The following is a 21,586-nucleotide window of genomic DNA, read 5'->3' as shown; positions in this document are numbered from 1 at the left end:
GCGACTCCTGTTCCGTTCGCCCGTGGTCAGAGCGCGTCCGGGCCGCGCTCGCCGGTCCGCACCCGTACGGCCGTCTCGACGGGTACCGACCAGACCTTGCCGTCGCCGATCTTGCCGGTGCGGGCCGCCTTGACCACGACGTCGATCAGCTGTTCGGCGTCGTCGTCCTCGACCAGCACCTCGATGCGGATCTTGGGCACCAGGTCCACGGTGTACTCGGCGCCGCGGTAGACCTCGGTGTGGCCGCGCTGGCGGCCGTATCCGCTGGCCTCGGTGACGGTCAGACCGTGCACGCCGAAGGCCTGCAGGGCCTCCTTGATCTCGTCGAGCCGGTGCGGCTTCACGACGGCGGTGATGAGCTTCATGCGTCCACCTTCTTGCTCTCGGCCGGGGCGACGGGAGCACCGGCGGCGGTGCGGGCCGCGCCACCGCCGGCGCCGCTGAAGTCGTATGCGGTCTCGGCGTGCTCGGCCTGGTCGATGCCGGCCACCTCGTCGTCCTCGGAGACTCGCATACCGATGGTCTTGTCGAGGAGGAGGGCGAGCACCGCGGAGACGACCAGGGAGTAGGCGAGGACGCCGAAGACACCGGCGCACTGCTTCCAGAACTGGTCCAGGCCGCCGCCGTAGAAGAGGCCCTCGACGTCGGACTGGCCCTTGCCGGTGGCGAAGAAGCCGATGAGGAGAGAGCCGAGGATGCCGCCGACGAGGTGGACGCCGACGACGTCGAGGGAGTCGTCGTAGTTGAACCGGTACTTCAGGCCGACGGCCATGGCGCACAGCACACCCGCGACGGCGCCGACGGCGATCGCGCCGAGCGGGGAGACCGCGCCGCCCGCCGGGGTGATCGCGACCAGGCCGGAGACCGCGCCGGAGGCGGCGCCGAGCGTGGTGAACGCGCCGTGGCGGATCTTCTCGTAGGCGAGCCAGCCGAGGACCGCGGCGGCGGTGGCGACCTGGGTGTTGACGAACATCAGCGCGCCGACGCCGTCGTCGTTGCCGAGCCAGGAGCCGGCGTTGAAGCCGAACCAGCCGAACCACAGCAGGGCCGCGCCGAGCATGACCAGCGGGAGGCTGTGCGGGCGCATCGGGTCCTTCTTGAAGCCGACGCGCTTGCCGATCACCAGGATCACGCCGAGCGCCGCGGCGCCCGCGTTGATGTGGACGGCCGTACCGCCGGCGAAGTCGATGACGCCGAGCTCGAAGGCCCAGCCGCCGGAGCCCCAGACCCAGTGGGCGACCGGGAAGTAGACGACCGTGGCCCACAGCGCGATGAACAGGGCCCAGGCGGTGAACTTCACCCGGTCCGCGAGGGCGCCGCTGATCAGCGCGGGCGTGAGGACGGCGAACATCAGCTGGAAGACCAGGAAGACGAAGACCGGGATGGTGTAGCCGTCCCACAGTTCCGTCAGTCCGATGTTGCTCAGCCCGACCCAGTCGGAGTTCCAGCCGATGACGCTGCCGGAGTCGGTGCCGAACGCCATGGAGAAGCCGTACAGCACCCACAGGACGGTGACGATGCCGAGGCTGATGAAGCTCATCATCAGCATGTTGAGGGTGCTCTTGACGCGGACCATGCCTCCGTAGAAGAAGGCCAGGCCCGGGGTCATGAGCATCACCAGGGCGGAACAGATGAGCATGAACCCTGTGTTGGCGGCGGACAGCGTGGGCGCGTCTGCGGCCAGGGTGATGGCTGGTGCCATCGGCGTCTCCTCGTCGTTGGTACGGCCCCGTGCGGGCGAAGCCTTGGGCGGATTGAGGGGTGGGCCGGTTATGCGCCACGAGAGTCGCGCAGCGCCGTTTCGGTGGAAGCCCCTCGCTGTTTCGCCGCCGTGACGAAGGCACCGGGCGTGTTACGGGTCGATGAACTGCCGGATCCGGGGCGCGGCGATCGTTATCGTGGCGCAACCTTCGGGGTACGGCGGTGAGCCGTGGCCGGGGAGACACACGACCGGCCGCGACCGGCCTCCGAATGACCTGGCATGGGGGAGCCGAGTCGGGCAGTTCGGGAGGGCCGGCCGCGGCCGGGGCCTTGCGGTACCTCGGGTGGGTCAGACCGCGTCCGCGCCCTCGGGCAGCTCGATGGCGAGCCGCTCGGTGAGCGCGACGACTTCGGCGAGGTCCCCGAAGTCGCGTACGGCCGTGTCGACGGTCTTTCGGATACGAGTGTTGACGCGCTCGGAACGGACCTTCTTGGCCGCCTTGATGGCGTCGGTGGCGAGAACGGCGCTCTGCTCGGGCTCGCGCTGGAGGAGGTGGACCGTGGCCATGCCGATCAGGTTGAGGGCGTAGGAGCGCTGGTGCTCTCCGCCCTCCTGGCCGAAGAGCTGCACGGCGCGCCGCATCAGAGGCTCGGCGAGCGACGCGTAGGTGGGGCTGCGGCCGGCGACGTAGGCGAGGTCGCGGTAGGAGTGGGAGTTCTCCGCGTACAGCTCGGCCTCGGAGAAGAAGCGGATCCAGTCGGGGTCCGGCTCGTCCCACTCGCCGGCCTCGGCGAAGGTGTCCTCGGCCATCCGCACGGCCCGCTTGCAGCGGCCGGGCTGGCCCATGTTGGCGTAGGCCCGGGCCTCCATCGCATACAGCATGGACTGGGTGCGCGGGCTCGCGCAGTCCCGGCTGCCGTACTGCGCGAGGTGGATCAGCTCCAGGGCGTCCTCGGGCCGGCCGAGGTGGATCATCTGCCGGCTCATGCTGGACAGCACGTACGAGCCGAGCGGACGGTCGCCGGCCTCCTTGGCGGAGTGCAGGGCGAGCACGAAGTACTTCTGCGCGGTGGGCTGGAGCCCGACGTCGTACGACATCCAGCCGGCGAGCTCGGCGAGCTCGGCGGCGACCTTGAAGAGCCGTCGGGTGGTGGCCTCGGGCTGGGGCTCCTGGAGCAGGTCGGTCACCTCGTGCAGCTGCCCGACGACGGCCTTGCGGCGCAGTCCGCCGCCGCACTGGGCGTCCCACTGCCGGAACATCACGGTGGTGGCTTCCAGCAGGTCCAGCTCCGGCTTGGACAGCCGGCCGCGGGCGCGCGCCGAGGAGGACGCCGGCTCGGCCTCGGGCCTGGTCAGCGGGGCGGACGGGGTGGGGACGAGCCAGCGCTGCATGGGCTCGATGAGGGACGGGCCCGCGGAGAGGGCCAGCGAGCTCCCGAGGAAGCCGCGCCGCGCCAGCATCAGGTCGCTGCGCGAGAACTCACTTAGCAGGGCGACGGTCTGCGGGCCGGTCCAGGGGAGGTCGACGCCGGTCGCGGAGGGGGCCGGGCGGGTGCTGCGCAGTCCCAGGTCCTCCACGGAGACGACGACGCCGAAGCGCTCGGAGAAGAGTTCGGACAGGATTCTGGGGATCGGCTCCCGGGGGTTCTCGCCGTCCAGCCAGCGGCGCACCCGCGAGGTGTCGGTGGAGATGTGGTTGGCGCCCAACTGGCGTGCCCGGCGGTTGACTTGCCGGGCGAGCTCGCCCTTGGACCAGCCACTGCGGACGAACCACGAAGCGAGCAGCTCGTTCGGGCGCTTCTCCGCACTCGCAGGGGTCGCCCCGCCACCACCATTGCCGCTCACTGGAACGCCCCCATCCCTGAAGACCACTTGTCGCCGAGTGCGCCAAGCCCTATCAGAATGCCGGTCGTCGGGGCCGTCCGTCCGAGGGTTGTCACCCTTGGAACGGAAAGCCGAGTTGCCTCCGGCATACCCACGAGTGCATGTGCCCCAAGAAGCCGTGCACACAACGTAACCCTACGATCACCCGTCTCACCATGGCGGAACCGCAATCGCCACCATTCGCCACCCCTTCGAATGAACTCACGGTTGCCATCCCGCGATTCACTTGACACTGCACAGCCAAAAGTGGAAGCAGCGATGCACCCAGGGGCGCACGCCTCGGGACGCACCACCCCGCGCGCTTCGGAGCGCCGGTTCGGCGGAGCGACACCGGGAAGCCCGAAACAGAGAGTCACAGACCGCGTTCGCTACGTAACCACCGGTACGCCGGACCCGTTGGAGGGGGCATGGGCTTCACGATCGGCATCAGCCGGGGCATCCGCGACATCCGGTCCGGCTCGCGGCGCAGGATCCGCCCGTCGGACGGGACCGCCGTGGCGGAGTACACCGGGCTCTGGGGGTGGGACGTGGTGCCGGGCGTCCGGGCCGCCGCCGGCGACTGCTCCTGCGGCCGCGCCCGCTGCCGGGCGCCGGGCGCCCATCCGCTGGACCTGGCCCCGGTGATCCGCGCCGGGACCCCGCTGGACGAGGTGACCGAGGTCTGGTCGGCGTTCCCGGGGGCCTCGATGATGCTGCCGGTCGGGCGGGCGTTCGACGTGATCGAGGTCGCCGAATCCGCCGGCCGTCACGCGCTGGCCCGGCTGGAGCGCATGGGCCTGCCGGTCGGCCCGGTAGCCGCCACCCCGGACGGCCGGGCCCAGTTCCTCGTCGCCCCCGGCGCCGCCACCGCGCTGCCCGACCTGCTCTACCGGATGGGCTGGGACGACCCCGGAGCGCTGGACCTGCGCGGCCTCGGACCGGGCGCGCACATCACGGCGCCGCCGTCCGACCGGGGCGGCCTCGGCCCGGTGCGCTGGCTGCGCTCCCCCGCCCTGGACTCGGCCGCACGGCCGCCCGAGGCCCGCCTGCTGCTGGGCACCCTCGCGTACGTGGCGCACCGCTCCGGCGCATAGCCCTCACCGCACGGACTCCGTACACGGCGAAGCGCCCGTCCCCCTGGCGGGGGCGGGCGCTTCCTCGCGTCTGCCGGGTCGTTCCCGGGCGCCGGGGGTCACTCCCCGATGAGCGCGTCCACGAAGGCCTCCGGCTCGAACGGCGCCAGGTCGTCCGGGCCCTCGCCGAGCCCGATCAGCTTGACCGGCACGCCCAGCTCGCGCTGCACGGCGACCACGATGCCGCCCTTGGCGGTGCCGTCCAGCTTGGTGAGCACGATGCCGGTGATGTCGACGACCTCGGCGAAGACCCGGGCCTGCACCAGACCGTTCTGGCCGGTGGTGGCGTCGAGCACGAGCAGCACCTCGTCCAGCGGGGCCTGCTTCTCCACGACCCGCTTGACCTTGCCGAGCTCGTCCATGAGCCCGGTCTTGGTGTGCAACCGGCCCGCGGTGTCGATGAGCACCGCGTCGGCGGCCATCTCCTTGCCCTCCTTCACCGCGTCGAACGCGACGGAGGCGGGGTCACCGGCCTCCGGACCGCGCACGGTGTGGGCGCCGACCCGCTCGCCCCAGGTCTGCAGCTGGTCGGCGGCGGCGGCGCGGAACGTGTCGGCCGCGCCGAGCACGACGGTGTTGCCGTCGGCCACCAGGACGCGGGCGAGCTTGCCGGTGGTGGTGGTCTTGCCGGTGCCGTTGACGCCGACGACCATCACGACGCCGGGGCCGCCGGCCGCGTTCTCGGTGTGCACGGTGCGGTCCATCTCGGGACCGACCAGCGTGATCAGCTCCTCACGGAGCAGTACGCGCAGTTCCGCGGGGGTGCGGGTGCCGAGCACCTTCACGCGCTCGCGCAGCCGGTCGACCAGCTCCTGGGTGGGCTGCACACCGACGTCGGCGGTGAGCAGGGTGTCCTCGACCTCCTCCCAGGTGTCCTCGTCGAGGTGCTCGCGGGACAGCAGGGTGAGCAGGCCCTTGCCCAGGGCGTTCTGCGAGCGGGAGAGACGGGCGCGCAGCCGGACCAGCCGGCCGGCGGTGGGCTCCGGGATCTCGATCTCGGGAGCCTCGGCGGCGGGCGGTTCCTCGATGACGACGGGACCGGCGCCCGCCGGAAGATCAACCTCCTCGATGGTGCGCCGCGGTTCCTCCCGCGGCGTCTCGGCCTCTTCGCCGACGTGCGGCTCGGCCGGAGGGGCGGTGATGTCGGGCGCGGCGGGCGGTGGCGGGGGCAGCTGCTTCTTGCGCCGGCTGCCGACGATGAGCCCGCCGAGCGCGCCGAGCACGACCACGGCGATGACTACAGCAAGGATGACGATGTCCATAACAGCCCCAGTATCGGCCATGGGTCCCCGGGCCGGGCCGATGCCGGCCCGTGCCGTGCCGCGCGGCCTCCGGTCCCCGGCACGGGACGCACCGCCGCCCCGGTACGGGCGGACCCGGACCGGGGCGGCGGTGCGGACACGGGGAGAAGGGCGGCGGGGACTCGCACCCCTCTCCCCGGGTTCGGAGGGCCCTCGCTCAGCCCATCTCCTCGAGCGACTTGCCCTTGGTCTCCTTCACGAACTTCAGGACGAACGGGATGGAGAGCGCGGCGAAGACCGTGTAGATCACGTAGGTGACCGACAGGTTCCAGTCGGCCAGCGAGGGGAAGCTCGCGGTGATGGCCCAGTTGGCGATCCACTGCGCGGCGGCGGCGACGCCGAGGGCGGCGGCGCGGATCCGGTTGGGGAACATCTCGCCGAGCATGACCCAGACGACGACACCCCACGAGAGGGCGAAGAAGAGGACGAAGACATGGGCGGCGATCAGGGCGACCCAGCCCTGGGTGGCGGGCAGCTGCCCGTCGACGAGGTCGAAGGAGAACGCCCAGGCCTCCAGCGCGAGGCCGATCACCATGCCGACGGAGCCGATGATCGCGAGCGGCCTGCGGCCGATGCGGTCGACGAAGATCATCGCGATGACGGTGCCGACGATGTTGATGATCGACGTGGTGAAGGAGTAGAAGAACGAGTCCGTCGGGTCGACGCCGACCGACTGCCACAGGGTCGAGGAGTAGTAGAACGCGACGTTGATGCCGACGAACTGCTGGAACACCGACAGGCCGATGCCGATCCAGACGATCGGCTTGAAGAAGAAGCTGCCGCCGAGCAGGTCCTTGAAGGCGGACTTCTCCTCGCGGTGCATCGCCGACTCGATCTCGGTGACGCGGGCGTCCAGGTCGGTCTCCGTGCCCTCGACCTCTTCGAGGATCTGCCGGGCGCGCTCGCGCTTGCCGACGGAGATCAGGTAGCGGGGGGACTCGGGGATGGCGAAGGAGAGCAGGCCGTAGAGGACGGCGGGGACGACCATGACGCCGAGCATGACCTGCCAGGCCTCCAGGCCCATCAGCTCACCGCGCTGGTCGCCGTCGGCGGCGTTCAGGATGCCCCAGTTGACCAGCTGGGACACGGCGATGCCGACCACGATCGCGGCCTGCTGGAAGGAGCCGAGCCGGCCGCGGTAGGCGGGCGGGGCGACCTCGGCGATGTAGGCCGGGCCGATGACGGAGGCCATGCCGATGGCGAAGCCGCCCACGACCCGCCAGAAGGCGAGGTCCCACAGCGCGAAGGGCAGCGCGGAGCCGACGGCGCTGACGGTGAACAGGGCAGCGGCGATCTGCATGCACCGGATGCGGCCGATGCGGTCGGCTATCCGGCCGGCGGTCGCGGCGCCGATGGCGCAGCCGATCAGGGCGATGGCGATGACCTGCGCGAGCGCGGCGGAGCCGATGTCGTAGCGGTCACGGATGGCCTCGACGGCGCCGTTGATCACGGAGCTGTCGTAGCCGAAGAGGAAACCGCCCATCGCGGCCGCGGCCGCGATGAAGATGACGTGCCCGAGATGTTCGGGGTGAGCCGTCCCGGCTCCTGACTTCTGTGCCTGCGGTGTGCTGGTCACGTGTACTCCTCGGGCCACCGGCAACATCGCCGGATGGGGGTCAGCCCTTCGAGGTCCAGCGGAAGGTACCTGAAGGTAAAAACAACATTGCAGAGACTATGTCTTCAATTCTTGAAGTCAATAGCCGTAATGCTGTGAGTTTGGAGACGCGTCAAGGTGCAGATCGTTCAGTACTTGAAGATTGTGTGAGGCTTTACCGCAGACGCTGGCTGATGACCTTGGACACGCCGTCGCCCTGCATGGAGACGCCGTACAGCGCGTCGGCGACCTCCATGGTGCGCTTCTGGTGCGTGATCACGATCAGCTGCGAGACCTCCTGCAGCTCCTGCATGATCCGGATCAGCCGCTGGAGGTTGGTGTCGTCGAGGGCGGCCTCGACCTCGTCCATGACGTAGAACGGGCTGGGCCGCGCCTTGAAGATCGACACGAGCATCGCCACGGCGGTCAGCGACCGCTCGCCGCCGGACAGCAGCGACAGCCGCTTCACCTTCTTGCCGGGCGGACGCGCCTCGACGTCCACGCCCGTGGTGAGCATGTCGTCGGGGTCGGTCAGCACCAGCCGTCCCTCACCGCCGGGGAACAGCCGGGAGAAGACGCCCTCGAACTCGCGGGCGGTGTCCCGGTAGGCCTCGGTGAAGACCTGCTCGACGCGCTCGTCGACCTCCTTGACGACCTGGAGCAGGTCCGCGCGGGTCTTCTTCAGGTCCTCCAGCTGCTCGCCGAGGAACTGGTGGCGTTCCTCCAGCGCCGCGAACTCCTCCAGGGCGAGCGGGTTGACCTTGCCGAGCTGCTGGTAGGCACGCTCAGCCGCCTTCAGGCGCTTCTCCTGCTCGGCCCGCACGAAGGGGCGGGGCCTGTTGCGCGGGTGCTCCGGGTCCTCCGGCAGCTCCTCGCCCTCGGCGGGGGGCGAGGGAGGCACCGGCTGGTGCGGACCGTACTCCGACACCAGCCCGGCAGGTTCCACACCGAGTTCCTCCAGCGCCTTGGTCTCCAGCTGCTCCATCCGCAGCCGCTTCTCGGCGCCGAGTACCTCACCCCGGTGAACTGAATCCGTCAGCTTGTCGAGATCCGCCTTGAGGTCGCGTCCCTCGGTGCGGGCGCGGGCGAGCTCCTGCTCCCGGCGGGCCTTGGCGGCCTCGGCGGCGGTGCGCTCCTCGCCGGCACGGGCCAGGGAGACCTCGACGTGCGCGAGGAGCTGCCGGGCGCCGGACGCCACGGCGGCGGCGACCTCCGCCTCGTGGCGCAGCCGGGCCCGCCGCTGTTCGGCACGCGCGCGTGCCTCGCGTTCGGTGCGGGCCGCGCGGTCCAGGGAGTCGGCCCGTCCGGCCAGCCCCTTGACCCGCTCCTCGTGGGTACGGGCCTGGAGCCGGGCCTCCATCTCGGTCTGGCGGGCGTTGGCCCCGTCGGCGGCGAGCCGGTCGCGTACGGCGGTGTCGGGCTCCTCCTCGAACGGCGCCTCCTCGGCGACGGCGAGCCGTTCGGCGAGTTCCCCGGCGTCGGCGAGCGCCGCGTCGAGGGCGTCCTGCGCCCGGGCCGCGGCGGCGCCGGCCCGCTCGGCCTCCCCGGCGGCGCCGCGCGCCTGGCCCGCGAGCCGGCCGAGCTGCTGGGCGACGGAGGACTTCTCCCGGTCGGCGGCCCGGCGCCGCTCCCCGAGCTCCTCGACTAGGGCGGCACAGTCCCGGCGCCGTCCGGCCGCCGCCTGCTGCGCCTCGGCCAGCTCCTCGCACCGCACGGCCAGCTCCTCCAGCTCGGCGGCGGCCTCGTCCACGGACGCCTGCACCTCCAGCAGGCTGGGGGCGCCCGCCGAGCCGCCCTGCGCGAGATGGGCGCCGAGCAGGTCGCCCTCGGCGGTGACCGCGGTGAGACGGGGGTGGGCGTGGACGAGTTCCTCGGCGTCCTCCAGGGTGTCGACGACGACGACGCCGTGCAGCAGCCGTCGCACGGCCGGCATCAGCTCGGGGGGTCCGCTCACCAGACGCTCGGCGGGCAGGGCGGGTGCGGCCGTGCCGTTCGCCTCTTCCGGGTCGGCGGCGGGCGGTGCGGCGGGGATCCCGGCCAGCAGGAGGGTGGCGCGGCCGGCGTCCTGTTTGCGCAGCAGGCGGATGGCGTCGGCCGCGGCGGACGGGGAGGTGGCGGCGAGGGCGTCCGCCGCCGCGCCGAAGGCGGTCGCCAGCGGCGCCTCGTAGCCGGGGGTCACCGTGAGCAGTTCGGCGGCCGGGCCCAGCAGTCCGGTGAGTCCGTCCTTCGCGCCGAGCAGGGCGCCGGTGCCGTCCTTGCGGCGCAGGCCGAGCGCCAGCGCCTCGTGGCGGGCCCGGGTCGCGGCGCGCTCGCGCTCGGCCGCGGTGACCGCCTCGCGGGCGGCGGTGAGGGCGGCGTCCGCCTCGGCAAGCTGCCGTTTGGCGTCCTCGTGCCGTACGGCGAGCTCGGCGTCGCCCGCGTCGAGGCCGTCGACCTCGGCCTTGAGCTCCTCGTACTCCTCCTGCGCGGCGACGGCCCGCTCCTGCGCCTCGTCCCGGGCGGCGGCCAGCCGCTCGATCTCGGCCTGGGCGGCGGCGGCCCGTGAACGGGCGGCGCCCGCCTGTCCCTTGAGCCGGGCGAGCCCTTCGCGCCGGTCGGCGATGGCCCGCGCGGCGTCCTTCAGCCGCCGTTCCTCCCGCGCGAGTTCGCCCTCCAGCTCCGCGCGGTGGGCGACCGTGTCCTCCAGGGCTCGTTCGGCCGCCTCCAGGGCGGCCTCCAGTTCCGCCTCCTGCTCGCGGATCCGGGCGGCCTCGCGCTCCATGTCCTCCGGGTCCCGGCCACGCCGCTCCTCGGGCGGCGCGGAGGTCGCGCTCTTCACTCGCGCGTCGGCCAGTGAGACGGTGCCGCGGACCCGCTCGGCGAGCTGGGAGAGCTCGTACCAGGTCTGCTGGGCGTTCTGCAGCCGCGGGGTGAGCCTGCGTACCTCGTCCTCCAGGTCGGCCTCCCGGCGGAGGGCCTTTCCCAGCTCGGCCTCGGCAGCTTCCTTGCGCTCCTTGAGCGCGGCCTCGTCGGCGATCTCGGCCCGCAGCGCCTCGCGCAGCCGTACGAGGTCGTCGGCGAGCAGCCGCAGCCGGGCGTCGCGCAGGTCCGCCTGGATGACGGCGGCCCGCCGTGCGACGGCGGCCTGCCGGCCGAGCGGCTTGAGCTGGCGGCGCAGTTCGTCGGTGAGGTCCTGCACGCGCGCGAGGTTGGCCTGCATCGCGTCCAGTTTCCGCAGCGCCTTCTCCTTGCGCTTGCGGTGCTTGAGGACGCCGGCCGCCTCCTCGATGAAGGCGCGGCGGCCCAGCGGGTCGGCGTGCAGTACGGAGTCGAGCCGGCCCTGGCCGACGATGACGTGCATCTCGCGGCCGATGCCGGAGTCGGAGAGCAGTTCCTGGATGTCGAGGAGACGACAGGTGTCGCCGTTGATCTGGTACTCGCTGCCGCCGTTGCGGAACATGATCCGCGTGATGGTGACCTCGGCGTACTCGATGGGGAGGGCACCGTCGGAGTTGTCGATGGTCAGGGACACCTCGGCGCGGCCCAGCGGGGGTCGGCCGGTGGTGCCGGCGAAGATGACGTCCTCCATCTTGCCGCCGCGCAGCGACTTCGCGCCCTGCTCGCCCATGACCCAGCTGAGCGCGTCCACGACGTTGGACTTGCCCGATCCGTTGGGACCCACGACGCAGGTGATTCCCGGTTCGAACCGGAGCGTGGTCGCGGACGCGAACGATTTGAAGCCGCGGAGGGTCAGGGCCTTGAGGTGCACGCCGCCGGACTCTACCCGCCGGGCAGGTCTCGCTCCATGAACGTGCGGTTTCGCGGGTGAACGCGCAGGGCACACCAGACGTTGAAGAGGGTGAAAGGATGCGCGGGGCAGCGAGTCCGGAGGGTCGTGCGCGGGGGTGCGGACGACCGGGGGAAGGACGCGGAGGCGGGAAAGAAAGAAGGGACGCCGGAGGCGTCCCTTGCAGTTCTGACTGCTTGGCGGTGATGACGGGCAGGCCCGATCACTGCTGGTGCTGTGAGTGGAGCGGTGCAGTGATCAGGTGAGCGCAGGCTCCGCCTGGTGTGCGTCAACGCTCTCCATGATCCTGTCGTGAGAAGCGGCAGCCGCCAGCTCGTCGTTCTCCGCCTGGATCCGTACGAGCTCGGATTCCAGGTCCTGCACGCGCTGCTGGAGCCGTCGCATCTCGGCGAGGAGTCGAGGGTCGGAGCCGCCGACGTAACCGAGAAGCGCCTTTGCCATGATGGATGGTCCTCCACAATGAGTGACCGACCGATGCGGTGTGGGTCGTGAGGGATTCGCACCCGCGATGCTTGACAGGCCTGGAGTTGTACTGCCGTTCAGCCATGCCAAACAGCTGAGGTGCGCGGGGCTTTCAGCGTCTCACCAAAAAGTTTGAGGGTCAACACGATCACGCCCCGTATTGGCGGACAACCGGGTGCGCACGGCCGGCGAACGGCGGCGGCGCTTCTCTCACGGGTCCTCGGGACGTGGCGATCATCTTGGCCTCCGGAGCGGCCCACGGCAAGCCCTTCTCGTCAATCACCAGGACTTTCTCGTCGGCGAGCGTGCCGCGCGCGCCCGCCGCGCGGCGTCCGGGAGCGTCGGAGCGGGCGGAATCAGCGGATGGCGAAGCCCTCGTAGCCGCCGCGAGGTGTGTCCCAGATCTCGGTGACTCCGTCCACGCTTCCGGGCGTGTCGCCGGCCTGGAGCCAGTCGAGCAGCCCCTCGCAGCGCTCGCGGGCGCCCTCGGCGACGACCTGGACCCGACCGTCGCCCAGATTGAGAGCAAAGCCACTCAGCCCGCCGATCTCCAGCGCCTTGGCGCGCGTGAACCAGCGGAAACCCACACCTTGGACTCGCCCCCGTACCCAGGCGACCAGTCGCACATCCTCGCTCATGACTGCAACCTAACCGGACAAAGTCACCGGAGGCACACCCGCCCCTTGCGCCATGCGGTAGCGTCCCCACCCATAAATCTCATATGAAACTCACTCGTTCGTGTGAGTTTCGTGATCGTTGAGTTTCGGGCTGGTCGCGAGGACGAGTCGACCGCGAGGACGAGGAAGGCCAGGACATGGGACGCCACCGACGCTCCGCCGCCGGCCGCGCCGCCACGGGCCGCGCCACCGGGGTCACGCAGGCCGACGGTCCCTACGACGGCGGCCCCCGCCGCGGGGGCGACCACGGGGACGGCCCGCCCACGATGGGCACCGCGCCGTATCTGAACCCGGAGGCCTACGCGGAGACGTACGCGCGGAGCGCGGCCTACCTCTACGCGACGGAAGACGGAGCCCCGGCCCCCGCCGGTGGCGGCGGCTTCGGCCGCGGCGGCTTCCCGGACGGCGGCTTCGCGAGCGACGGCTTCCCGGCCGGCCGGGACCGGATCGGCCACGCCTTCGCCGCCGACGGTCCCTTCCCCGACGAGGACGGGCCCCGGCAGAGCGGGCACCGGCGCCGGAAGAAGAAGGCCGCGGCCCCGGTCCGTACCGGCCTGCTCGGCGTCTCCGCCGCGGTGGCCCTCGGCACGGTGGCGGTGGCGACGGGCGCGGTGCCGGGTCTGGAGAACTACAGGCTGGGCGGCGACCGGAGCCCCGGCGACAGCGTGCAGGCCCAGAACGCGCCGACCAACTCCCCCACCGAGCAGGGCGGCGCGTCCGGCAGCCTGGAGAGCCCGGGCCGTGACGCCGGCACCCCGGCCAGCCGTGACGCCGAGCGCTCCGTCTCTCCCGAGCCGTCCGCGTCGACGTCGGCCGCGCCGACGAAGACCCCGGAGAAGAAGACCCCCGAGAAGGAGAAGCCCTCGGCGAACCCGGGGAAGGGCACGGAGAAGACCGCGGAGAAGACGCCGTCCCGCAAGGCGACGCCCGAGCCGGAGAAGACGACGGGCAAGCCGGCGCCCTCGTCCGCCGAGACCGTCGCGGGCGCCGAGGTGCTCCGGCTGGTCAACGTGGAGCGGGCCAAGGCGGGCTGCAGCCCGGTCACCACCAGCGGCGAGCTGACCGGCCTGGCCACGGCGTTCAGCGACGACATGGCCGACCGGGGCTTCTTCGACCACACAAACCCCGACGGCGACACCCCGTGGGACAGGGCCCAGGCAGCCGGCATCAGCAACCTGGGCGGCGAGAACATCGCCCGGGGCCAGGCCGACGCCGCGGCCGTCATGGAGGCCTGGATGGACAGCCCCGGCCACAAGGCGAACATACTGAACTGCGACTTCAAGACCCTCGGCGTGGGCGTCCACATGGGCTCGGGCGGCCCCTGGTGGACCCAGAACTTCGGGTACTGACTCCTGGTTAGCGCGTTCTGCTGGGCAGCGCTGGTCTGGAGTACGCTTGATTCATGACGACCGCGCGGCGCCCGGAGGAGCAGGAGCTTCCGTTCAACGTGTTCGCCAAGACCTGTCCGTCCCGCGGCACGCTGGAGCATGTGACCGGGCGCTGGGGCGGACTGACCCTGGGCGCGCTCCACGAGGGCTCGCTCCGGTTCAACGAACTGCGCCGCCGGGTCGACGGGGTGAGCGAGAAGATGCTCTCCCAGACGCTGCACGCGCTGGAGCGCGACGGCCTGGTGCACCGCGAGGCCCAGCCGACCAACCCGCCCCGCGTCGACTACGAACTCACCCCGCTGGGCCACGAGGTCGCCCGGCTCCTGCTCTCCCTCATCCAGTGCGTCGAGGGCAGCATGGACACCGTGCTCCGGGCCCGGGAACGCTACGACGAGACGCGCGGCGCCCGCTGACACCTGGGGCAGTAGTAGCTGGACCGGTTCATCCACGCCTGCCGGCGCATCGGCGTACCGCAGCGGCGGCAGGGCAGGCCCTCGCGGCCGTACGCGTCCAGGGACCGGTCGAAGTAGCCGGACTCACCGTTGACGTTGACGTAGAGGCTGTCGAAGCTGGTGCCGCCCTGCGAGAGGGCCGCGTTCATGACGTCCCGGACATGGCCCAGCAGGAGCAGCGTGCGCGGGCGGGTGAAGCCCGCCGTCGGACGCTCGTAGTGGATGCGGGCCCGCCACAGCGCCTCGTCGGCGTAGATGTTGCCGACGCCGCTGATCAGTGACTGGTCGAGCAGCGCCCGCTTGATGGTGGTCCGCCTGCTCCGCAGGGCGCGGTGGAACGCCTCCTCGTCGAAGAGCGGGTCGAGGGGGTCCCGCGCGATGTGCGCGATCACGTCGGGCAGGCCGTCGGGGGTGTTGTCGTGCAGCGACAGTCCGCCGAAGGTGCGCTGGTCGACGAAGCGGAGTTCGGTGTCGAGGGAGTCGGTGAAGCGGACGCGGACCCGCAGGTGCTTCTCGTCCGGCGCGGCGTGCGGCTGCACCAGCAGTTGGCCGCTCATGCCGAGGTGGGCCAGGACCGACTGGTCGGTGTCCTCCAGGGGCAGCCACAGGTACTTGCCGCGGCGGCGGGGGACACCGACGCGGTGACCCTTCAGCCGGTGCGAGAAGTCGTCGGCGCCGGCGAGATGGCGGCGCACCGCGCGGGCGTGCAGCACCTCGGCGTCGGCGACGGTCCGGTGGGCGACCCACCGCTCGAGTCCGCGCCGTACGACCTCGACCTCGGGCAGCTCGGGCATGGGGTCCCTCCAGGAAAACAGTGGACGAGCACCGAGCGCCCGCCCCGGACCGGGGCGGGCGCTCGGGTCGTGCTGTGCGTCAGGCGGAGGCCGACGGGGCGTCGGCGCTCTGTCCGGAGGCATCCGCTTCGGCGGCCCGGACGGCCTCCTCGGCCTCCGCCGCCGCCTTGGACCGCTCGTCCGCCGCGGCCCGGATGGACCGCCACGCGGACTCGGCGGCCTGCTGCTCCGCCTCCTTCTTGCTGCGGCCGGTGCCGGTGCCGTACGAGACGCCTCCGACGCGGGCGGCAGCAGTGAAGGTCTTCTCGTGGTCGGGGCCGGTCTCCGTGACCAGGTACTCGGGGACTCCGAGTCCTTCGGTCGCGGTGAGCTCCTGGAGACTGGTCTTCCAGTCCAGGCCGGCTCCGAGGTTCGAGGACTTCTCGATCAGGGGGTCGAACAGGCGGTGCACCAGCTCCGCCGCCGAGTCCAGGCCCTGGTCGAGATAGACCGCGCCGATCACCGCTTCCAGGGTGTCGGCGAGGATGGACGCCTTGTCCCGGCCTCCCGTGCCCTCTTCACCACGGCCCAGCCGGATGAAGGAGCCCAGTTCCAGCCCACGGCCCACTTCCGCCAGCGCACGCGAGTTGACCACCGCGGCCCGCAACTTGGCCAGCTGGCCCTCGGGCAGGTCGGGGTGGGTGCGGTACAGCGTGTCCGTGACGACGAGGCCGAGCACGGAGTCCCCGAGGAACTCCAGCCGCTCGTTCGTCGGCAGACCGCCGTTCTCGTACGCGTAGGAACGGTGGGTCAGCGCACGCACCAGAAGGGCGGACTCGAGCCGGTAGCCGAGCCGCCCTTCCAGAAGCGTGTGGGACGAGGCCTGGTTGTCCGCTGAGTTCTTCTTCGGCGTCGACACAGTGCCTCTCACCAGCCGCTCAGACCTCGAGGACCTGGCGCTTGTTGTAGGTGCCGCAAGACGGGCACGCGATGTGCTGCTGCTTGGGCTCGTGGCAGCGCTCGCACGCAACCAGGGTGGGGACCGCAGCCTTCCACTGCGACCGGCGGTGGCGCGTGTTGCTGCGCGACATCTTCCGCTTCGGAACAGCCACGGCTACTTCTCCTGCTTCTCGTCGACGCCAGGTTCGGCGCCGCTCATCTCGTCCTTCTCGCCGTCCTTCATGGTGCCGGCGAGTCCCTGCAGTGCCGCCCAACGGATGTCGACGGCGTCGTGGTGGTGGTCCGGGTCGTCCGCGAGCCGTGCTCCGCATTCGGCGCACAGACCCGGGCAGTCTTCCCGGCACACCGGCTGCATCGGCAGTGCGAGCACCACCGCATCACGCAGCACGGGTTCGAGGTCGAACAGGCCGTCCTCGAGGAAAAGCCTGTCCTCGTCGTCCTCGGCGTCGTCGCCCGGTTCCGCGGTCACGCGGCCCCGGTCGTCGGCGTCAGGGTACGAGAACAGCTCCTGGAAGTCCGCTGCGAGCTCCTGCTCCAGCGGCTCCAGACACCTTACGCACTCCCCCTCGGCCTTCGCACGGGCGGTGCCTGTGACGAGCACACCTTCCATGACCGACTCGAGCCGGAGCTCCAGCTCCACCGGGGCGCCTTCCGGCACTCCGATGACGTCCTTGATCCCGAAGTCCTTGGGAGCGTCAACCGTGCGGGTCAGGCGCTGCAGCGCACCGGGCCGCCGCCCCAGCTCGTGCGTATCGAACACGAGGGGGTTCCGGTGGTCGAGGCGGGCGTTCAGGGCCATTCCTGCTTTCGGTCTTCGAGCTCAGAGGTACCGCTGCCGTGCGATGTTCCCGGGCAGCTTTGATCGCGGACGTAGCGCGACCGAAGAGCCAGGATACTGGACCATCCGCTCTCGGCCCAATCGGCCCCTACAGACCCCGCTCGCGCTCGTAGGCACGCAGCTGTTCGGGCGTGATCATGCTGGTGTCGAAGAGGCTGGTCTCGTCCAGCGCGTAGCCCTGCTGCGCCTGCTGGTCGTGTCCGGTCTGCTGCGCCTGGTTGGGGTCGTACGCCTGCGCCTGGGCGTCGTAGCCCTGGTACCCGGCGTACGGGTCGGCCTGCTGGTAGCCGGCGTAGGCGTCCTGCCGGCCGCCGTACTGCTGCTGGTAGCCGGCGTAGGGGTCCTGGTCCGGCTGCTGCTGGACGGGGACACCTCCCGCAGGGGCGTAGCCGGAGGCGGGCGAGTAGGCGGGCTCCGGCTGGGCGTAGGACTGCCGCTGCGGCTCGGGCCGCCCGGCCGGGGCGTCCTGCTCGGCGAGGGCCGCGAGGTCGGCCAGGTAGTCGGCGTCGCTGGAGTGCTGGACGGTCGTCGGGTCGTCGGCCAGGGCCCCGAGGTCGTCGGTGGCGATCCGGCCGTGCAGCTTCTGGCGGCCCCGCCCGACCGCCTCCAGGGTCTTGGCGAGGACGGCCTCGAAGGCGCCGAGCTTGACGTCGACGTACTCGTCGGCGGTGCGGCGCAGGGTCTCCGGGTCGTGGCTGCGCTCGGGGGCGTCCTCGTCCTCGTAGCCCTGCTCGTCGACGCCGGGGCCGGTGCCGAGCAGCTTCTCCCGGCCGCGGCCGACCGAGCCCAGCGTCTTGGTGAGGACGACCTCGAAGTTGGCGAGCTTGGAGTCGACGTAGTCGTCGGCCTCCGCCCGGATCTCCTCGGCCTCCTTGCGGGCCTCCCCGAGGATCCGGTCGGCCTCGGACTGGGAGCGGCGGGCGACCTCGGTGTCGGAGACCAGGGAGCCGCGCTGGGCGTGGGCGCTCTCGATGATCCGCTCGGCCTCCTGGCGGGCCTGCTCGACCATCTGCTCCCGGCCGCCGATCAGTTCCTCGGCCTGGGCGAGGGAGTCGGGCAGTGCCGCGCGCACCTCTTCGAGCATCGACAGCAGTTCTGCGCGGTTGACCACGCACGAGGCCGACATGGGCATCGACCGGGCGCCGGAGACCGAGGCGACGATCTCATCCAGCTTCTTCTGCACGTCCACCGTGTGCTCGCCACTCTCTACAGCTGTGTTGGAGACGGACGGGACGACTGTACGGCCACGGGGCGTCCGGTGGACACCTGTTGACGGTCCGCCGGACCCCGGGACGCCCCCGCGGGCGTCAGTCCTTGCGCAGCCGCTCGGTGAGGGCCGTCAGGACCTCCGGCGGCACCAGGTGGGCGACGTCGCCGCCCCAGGTCGCGACCTCCTTGACGAGCGAGGAGGACAGGAAGCTGTAGGTGGGGTTGGTGGGGACGAAGAGGGTCTCCACGCCCGAGAGGCCGTTGTTCATCTGGGCCATCTGCAGCTCGTAGTCGAAGTCGCTGACCGCGCGCAGGCCCTTGACGATGGCGGGGATGTCGCGCTGCTTGCAGAAGTCGACGAGCAGGCCGTGGAAGGCCTCGACGCGGACGTTGCCGTACTCGGCGGTGACCCGGCGGATCAGGTCGATCCGCTCCTCGATCTCGAACAGCCCCTTCTTGGACTGGTTGATCATCACCGCGACGTAGACCTCGTCGTACAGCCGGGAGGCCCGGGCGATGATGTCGAGGTGTCCGTTGGTGATCGGGTCGAACGACCCGGGGCATACGGCGCGACGCACGTGTGATCCCTCGCTCTCCGGTCCGGTCATCGTGCGTCTTCGCACGTAGAGGCGGCGCGACCGTACCAAAACGTTCCCTCGCCGTATCGGCGGGCCCGGATCGCCTCGAAGCCGGGCGGCCAGCCGAATTCCCCTCCTCGGGTGCTTCGCTCCACGGTGACGAGGGCTTCCCCGGCGAGCCACCCCCCGACGCGGAGTGTGAGCAGGATCTCGCGAAGATCGCCGTCCGGGACGGCGTAGGGCGGGTCGAGGAAGACGAGGTCGTACGGCTCCGGCGGGGGTGCGGTACGGGCGATCTGCTCCGCTTTGCCGGATCGCACCTCCGCGCCGGGGAGTCCGAGCGACGTGACGTTCTCACGGACCGTGCGGACCGCGCGGGCGTCGGCCTCCACCAGCAGGACGTGTCCGGCGCCGCGGGACAGGGCCTCCAGGCCGACGGCTCCGGAACCGGCGTACAGGTCGAGGACGCGTTCGCCGTCCAGCGGGCCGCCGAGCAGGGACTGCCAGGTGGAGAAGAGGCCCTCGCGCGCGCGGTCGGAGGTGGGACGGGTCCCCTGTCCCGGCGGCACGGCCAGGCGGCGTCCGCCGGCCGCGCCGGCGATCACGCGAGTCATGTCCTCGGTCCTTCGGTGGGTGACTGGTCTGTGGCCGTCCCAGTCTGTCAGCCCTTCTCCAGGTACTGCTCACGCTCCTCGTCCAGAAGCGCCTCCAGAGCCGTCCGCAGGCCGGGGAGGCCGGTCAGCTCGGGGTCGGCGGCGACGATAGCCGCGGCCTCCTCGCGGGCCTCGGCGATGATCTCCTCGTCGTCGATGACGGCGAGCATGCGCAGGCTGGACCGGGTGCCGGACTGGGCCTGACCGAGGACGTCGCCCTCGCGGCGCTGCTCCAGGTCGATGCGGGAGAGCTCGAAGCCGTCGAGGGTGGAGGCGACGGCGGTGAGCCGCTGCCGGGCCGGGCTCGCCTCCGGCATCTCGGTGACCAGCAGGCACAGGCCCGGCGCCGAGCCACGGCCGACCCGGCCGCGCAGCTGGTGGAGCTGGGAGACGCCGAAGCGGTCGGCGTCCATGATCACCATCGCGGTGGCGTTCGGGACGTTGACCCCGACCTCGATGACGGTCGTGGCGACCAGGACGTCCGCCTCGCCGGCGGCGAAGCGCCGCATCACGGCGTCCTTGTCGTCGGGCTGCATACGCCCGTGCAGGACCTCGACCCGCAGCCCTCGCAGGGGCCCTGCCGCGAGCTGCTCCGCGATGTCCAGGACGGCGAGCGGGGGCCGCCGCTCCGCCTCGTCCTCGGGGGACTTCTTCCTGCCGGCCTTCTTCGGGTCGTCCTCCTCGTCGCCGATGCGCGGGCAGACCACGTACGCCTGGTGCCCGCCCTCGACCTCCTCGCGGACCCGCTCCCAGGCGCGGGCGAGGAAGTGCGGTTTGTCGGCGGCCGGGACGACATGGCTGGCGATGGGCGAGCGGCCGGCCGGGAGCTGGTCGAGGACGGAGGTCTCCAGGTCGCCGAAGACCGTCATCGCGACCGTGCGCGGGATGGGGGTGGCGGTCATGACCAGCAGGTGGGGCGGCTGTTTGCCCTTGCCGCGCAGGGCGTCGCGCTGCTCCACGCCGAAGCGGTGCTGTTCGTCGACGACGACCAGGCCCAGGTCGTGGAACTTCACCTTGTCCTCGATCAGCGCGTGGGTGCCGATGACGAGGCCGGCCTCGCCGGTGGCCAGGTCCAGCAGCGCGTGGCGCCGCGCGGCCGCTCCCATGGACCCGGTGAGCAGCACCACCTTGGTGGCGGTCTCCGCTCCCCCGAGCATCCCTCCCTCGGCAAGCTCCCCCATCATCTCGGTGACCGACCGGTGGTGCTGCTGGGCGAGCACTTCGGTGGGCGCGAGCATCGCCGCCTGCCCGCCCGCGTCGACCACGGCGAGCATGGCGCGCAGGGCGACCATCGTCTTGCCGGAGCCCACCTCGCCCTGGAGCAGGCGGTGCATGGGGTGTTCGGTGGCGAGGTCGGTGAAGATCTCGGCGGAGACCTTCCGCTGGCCCTCGGTGAGGGTGAAGGGGAGACGGTCGTCGAAGGCGGTGAGGAGGCCGTCCGGCTTCGGGCGGCGGGCGACGGCGGGGAGCTGCGCGTCGGCGTGGCGGCGGCGGGCGAGGGCGACCTGGAGGACGAAGGCCTCGTCCCACTTGAGACGCGCGCGGGCGTCCTCGACGTCCGCCTTGGTGTGCGGGCGGTGGATCTTGAGGAGTGCCTCGGGGAGTCCGACCAGGCCGCGGCCCGCGCGGAGCGACTCCGGGAGCGGGTCGACGGCCTCCTGGGCGCTGGGCAGCACCGTCTGGAGCGCCTTGCCGATCTTCCAGGACTCCAGTTTGGCGGTGGCGGGGTAGATCGGGATGAGGGCGCCGGCCCAGGTCTCCACCGTCTCCTCGGCGTCACCCCGCAGCAGTTCGTAGGCGGGGTGGGCGAGCTGGACGCGGCGGTTGAAGACGGAGACCTTGCCGGCGAACATCGCGCGGGTGCCCGGCAGGAGTTCCTTGTGCGGTTTGTGGACCCCGGCGCCGAAGAAGACCAGCTGCAGCCGGCCGCTGCCGTCCGTGATCGTCACCTCCAGGCGCTGGCCCTTGCCGCGCGGGGCCTTGGCGGAGGCGAAGGTGTGCAGCCGGGCGTCGGCGACCTGGGCGACCACCGTGACGTGCTCGTCCATGGGCAGGTCGGCGAGGTGGGTGAGCTGGCCGCGCTCCTCGTACCTGCGGGGGTAGTGGTGCAGGAGGTCGCCGACGGTGTGCAGGCCGAGATGCTCGGCCATCACCTTCGCGGTGGCGAGGCCGAGCACTTTCTTCAGTGGTTCTTCGAGTGCGGGCACGAGATCCAT

19 protein-coding genes are annotated in these 21,586 nt (G+C 71.6%); 3 read left to right on the top strand and 16 right to left on the bottom strand.

What is annotated here, in order from left to right; all coding sequences use genetic code 11:
- Positions 1-26: 26 nt before the first annotated feature.
- From CNQ36_RS28245 to nsdA, 3 genes are all read right to left on the bottom strand, one after another.
- Positions 27-365 (bottom strand): P-II family nitrogen regulator, encoded by a 339-nt coding sequence (locus CNQ36_RS28245; RefSeq protein ID WP_004924863.1) that lies wholly within the window; start codon positions 363-365, stop codon positions 27-29.
- Complete coding sequence (locus CNQ36_RS28240; protein ID WP_121548049.1) at positions 362-1,702, bottom strand: ammonium transporter; 1,341 nt, start codon at positions 1,700-1,702, stop codon at positions 362-364. Before CNQ36_RS28240 ends, CNQ36_RS28245 begins: the two co-directional genes overlap by 4 nt.
- A gap of 348 nt (positions 1,703-2,050) precedes the next feature.
- Positions 2,051-3,547 carry a transcriptional repressor NsdA gene (gene nsdA, locus CNQ36_RS28235; RefSeq protein WP_121548048.1) on the bottom strand — a complete coding sequence of 499 codons (1,497 nt, stop codon included), beginning with the start codon at positions 3,545-3,547 and terminating at the stop codon, positions 2,051-2,053.
- Between the two features lie 446 nt (positions 3,548-3,993).
- Between nsdA and CNQ36_RS28230 the strand changes: the two genes are divergently transcribed.
- Positions 3,994-4,659, top strand: coding sequence for a bifunctional DNA primase/polymerase (locus CNQ36_RS28230; RefSeq protein WP_121548047.1), 666 nt, complete (start codon positions 3,994-3,996; stop codon positions 4,657-4,659).
- A gap of 98 nt (positions 4,660-4,757) precedes the next feature.
- Here CNQ36_RS28230 and ftsY read toward each other — a convergent pair whose 3' ends face one another.
- The 5 genes from ftsY to CNQ36_RS28195 form a co-directional block, all read right to left on the bottom strand.
- Positions 4,758-5,960, bottom strand: a complete 1,203-nt coding sequence (ftsY, locus tag CNQ36_RS28225; protein ID WP_121548046.1) for a signal recognition particle-docking protein FtsY — start codon at positions 5,958-5,960, stop codon at positions 4,758-4,760.
- A gap of 196 nt (positions 5,961-6,156) precedes the next feature.
- Positions 6,157-7,575: a sugar porter family MFS transporter gene (locus CNQ36_RS28220; protein WP_004924868.1), complete on the bottom strand. Its 1,419-nt coding sequence runs from the start codon at positions 7,573-7,575 to the stop codon at positions 6,157-6,159.
- Positions 7,576-7,768: 193 nt separating this feature from the next.
- A complete protein-coding gene (smc, locus tag CNQ36_RS28215) occupies positions 7,769-11,341 on the bottom strand; it encodes a chromosome segregation protein SMC (protein WP_121548045.1) in 3,573 nt (1,190 codons plus the stop codon).
- A gap of 276 nt (positions 11,342-11,617) precedes the next feature.
- Positions 11,618-11,821, bottom strand: coding sequence for a hypothetical protein (locus CNQ36_RS28205; protein ID WP_004924871.1), 204 nt, complete (start codon positions 11,819-11,821; stop codon positions 11,618-11,620).
- A 377-nt stretch (positions 11,822-12,198) separates the two neighbouring features.
- Positions 12,199-12,480 (bottom strand): acylphosphatase, encoded by a 282-nt coding sequence (locus tag CNQ36_RS28195; protein ID WP_004924872.1) that lies wholly within the window; start codon positions 12,478-12,480, stop codon positions 12,199-12,201.
- A gap of 176 nt (positions 12,481-12,656) precedes the next feature.
- Here CNQ36_RS28195 and CNQ36_RS28190 point away from each other — a divergent pair, with 176 nt between their 5' ends.
- Positions 12,657-13,868: a CAP domain-containing protein gene (locus CNQ36_RS28190; RefSeq protein ID WP_121548044.1), complete on the top strand. Its 1,212-nt coding sequence runs from the start codon at positions 12,657-12,659 to the stop codon at positions 13,866-13,868.
- A gap of 53 nt (positions 13,869-13,921) precedes the next feature.
- The gene (locus CNQ36_RS28185; RefSeq protein WP_004924875.1) at positions 13,922-14,320 is read left to right on the top strand and encodes a winged helix-turn-helix transcriptional regulator; all 399 of its coding nucleotides are present in this window, start codon (positions 13,922-13,924) and stop codon (positions 14,318-14,320) included.
- On the opposite strand, the gene mutM is transcribed toward CNQ36_RS28185, so the two are convergent.
- From mutM to recG, 8 genes are all read right to left on the bottom strand, one after another.
- Positions 14,293-15,153 (bottom strand): bifunctional DNA-formamidopyrimidine glycosylase/DNA-(apurinic or apyrimidinic site) lyase, encoded by an 861-nt coding sequence (mutM, locus tag CNQ36_RS28180; protein WP_121548043.1) that lies wholly within the window; start codon positions 15,151-15,153, stop codon positions 14,293-14,295. The genes CNQ36_RS28185 and mutM overlap by 28 nt on opposite strands.
- A 79-nt stretch (positions 15,154-15,232) precedes the next feature.
- Positions 15,233-16,051: a ribonuclease III gene (rnc, locus tag CNQ36_RS28175; RefSeq protein ID WP_004924877.1), complete on the bottom strand. Its 819-nt coding sequence runs from the start codon at positions 16,049-16,051 to the stop codon at positions 15,233-15,235.
- 19 nt (positions 16,052-16,070) lie between these two features.
- Entirely contained in the window at positions 16,071-16,244 is a 174-nt protein-coding gene (gene rpmF / locus CNQ36_RS28170) for a 50S ribosomal protein L32 (protein WP_003951102.1), read from the bottom strand.
- Between the two features lie 2 nt (positions 16,245-16,246).
- Positions 16,247-16,891: a YceD family protein gene (locus CNQ36_RS28165; protein WP_004924898.1), complete on the bottom strand. Its 645-nt coding sequence runs from the start codon at positions 16,889-16,891 to the stop codon at positions 16,247-16,249.
- 127 nt (positions 16,892-17,018) lie between these two features.
- On the bottom strand, positions 17,019-18,119 hold the full coding sequence (locus CNQ36_RS28160; protein ID WP_121548042.1) for an ATP synthase F0 subunit B: 1,101 nt from the start codon (positions 18,117-18,119) through the stop codon (positions 17,019-17,021).
- 118 nt (positions 18,120-18,237) lie between these two features.
- Complete coding sequence (coaD, locus tag CNQ36_RS28155) at positions 18,238-18,717, bottom strand: pantetheine-phosphate adenylyltransferase (RefSeq protein ID WP_121548041.1); 480 nt, start codon at positions 18,715-18,717, stop codon at positions 18,238-18,240.
- 26 nt (positions 18,718-18,743) lie between these two features.
- The gene (gene rsmD, locus CNQ36_RS28150) at positions 18,744-19,331 is read right to left on the bottom strand and encodes a 16S rRNA (guanine(966)-N(2))-methyltransferase RsmD (protein WP_121548040.1); all 588 of its coding nucleotides are present in this window, start codon (positions 19,329-19,331) and stop codon (positions 18,744-18,746) included.
- A 47-nt stretch (positions 19,332-19,378) separates the two neighbouring features.
- Entirely contained in the window at positions 19,379-21,586 is a 2,208-nt protein-coding gene (recG, locus tag CNQ36_RS28145) for an ATP-dependent DNA helicase RecG (protein WP_121548039.1), read from the bottom strand.

It is taken from the genome of Streptomyces fungicidicus (genome assembly GCF_003665435.1).
Taxonomy (GTDB): domain Bacteria; phylum Actinomycetota; class Actinomycetes; order Streptomycetales; family Streptomycetaceae; genus Streptomyces; species Streptomyces fungicidicus.
The sequence above is the reverse complement of the archived record's forward strand: the minus strand, read 5'-3'. Positions and strand labels throughout refer to the sequence as shown.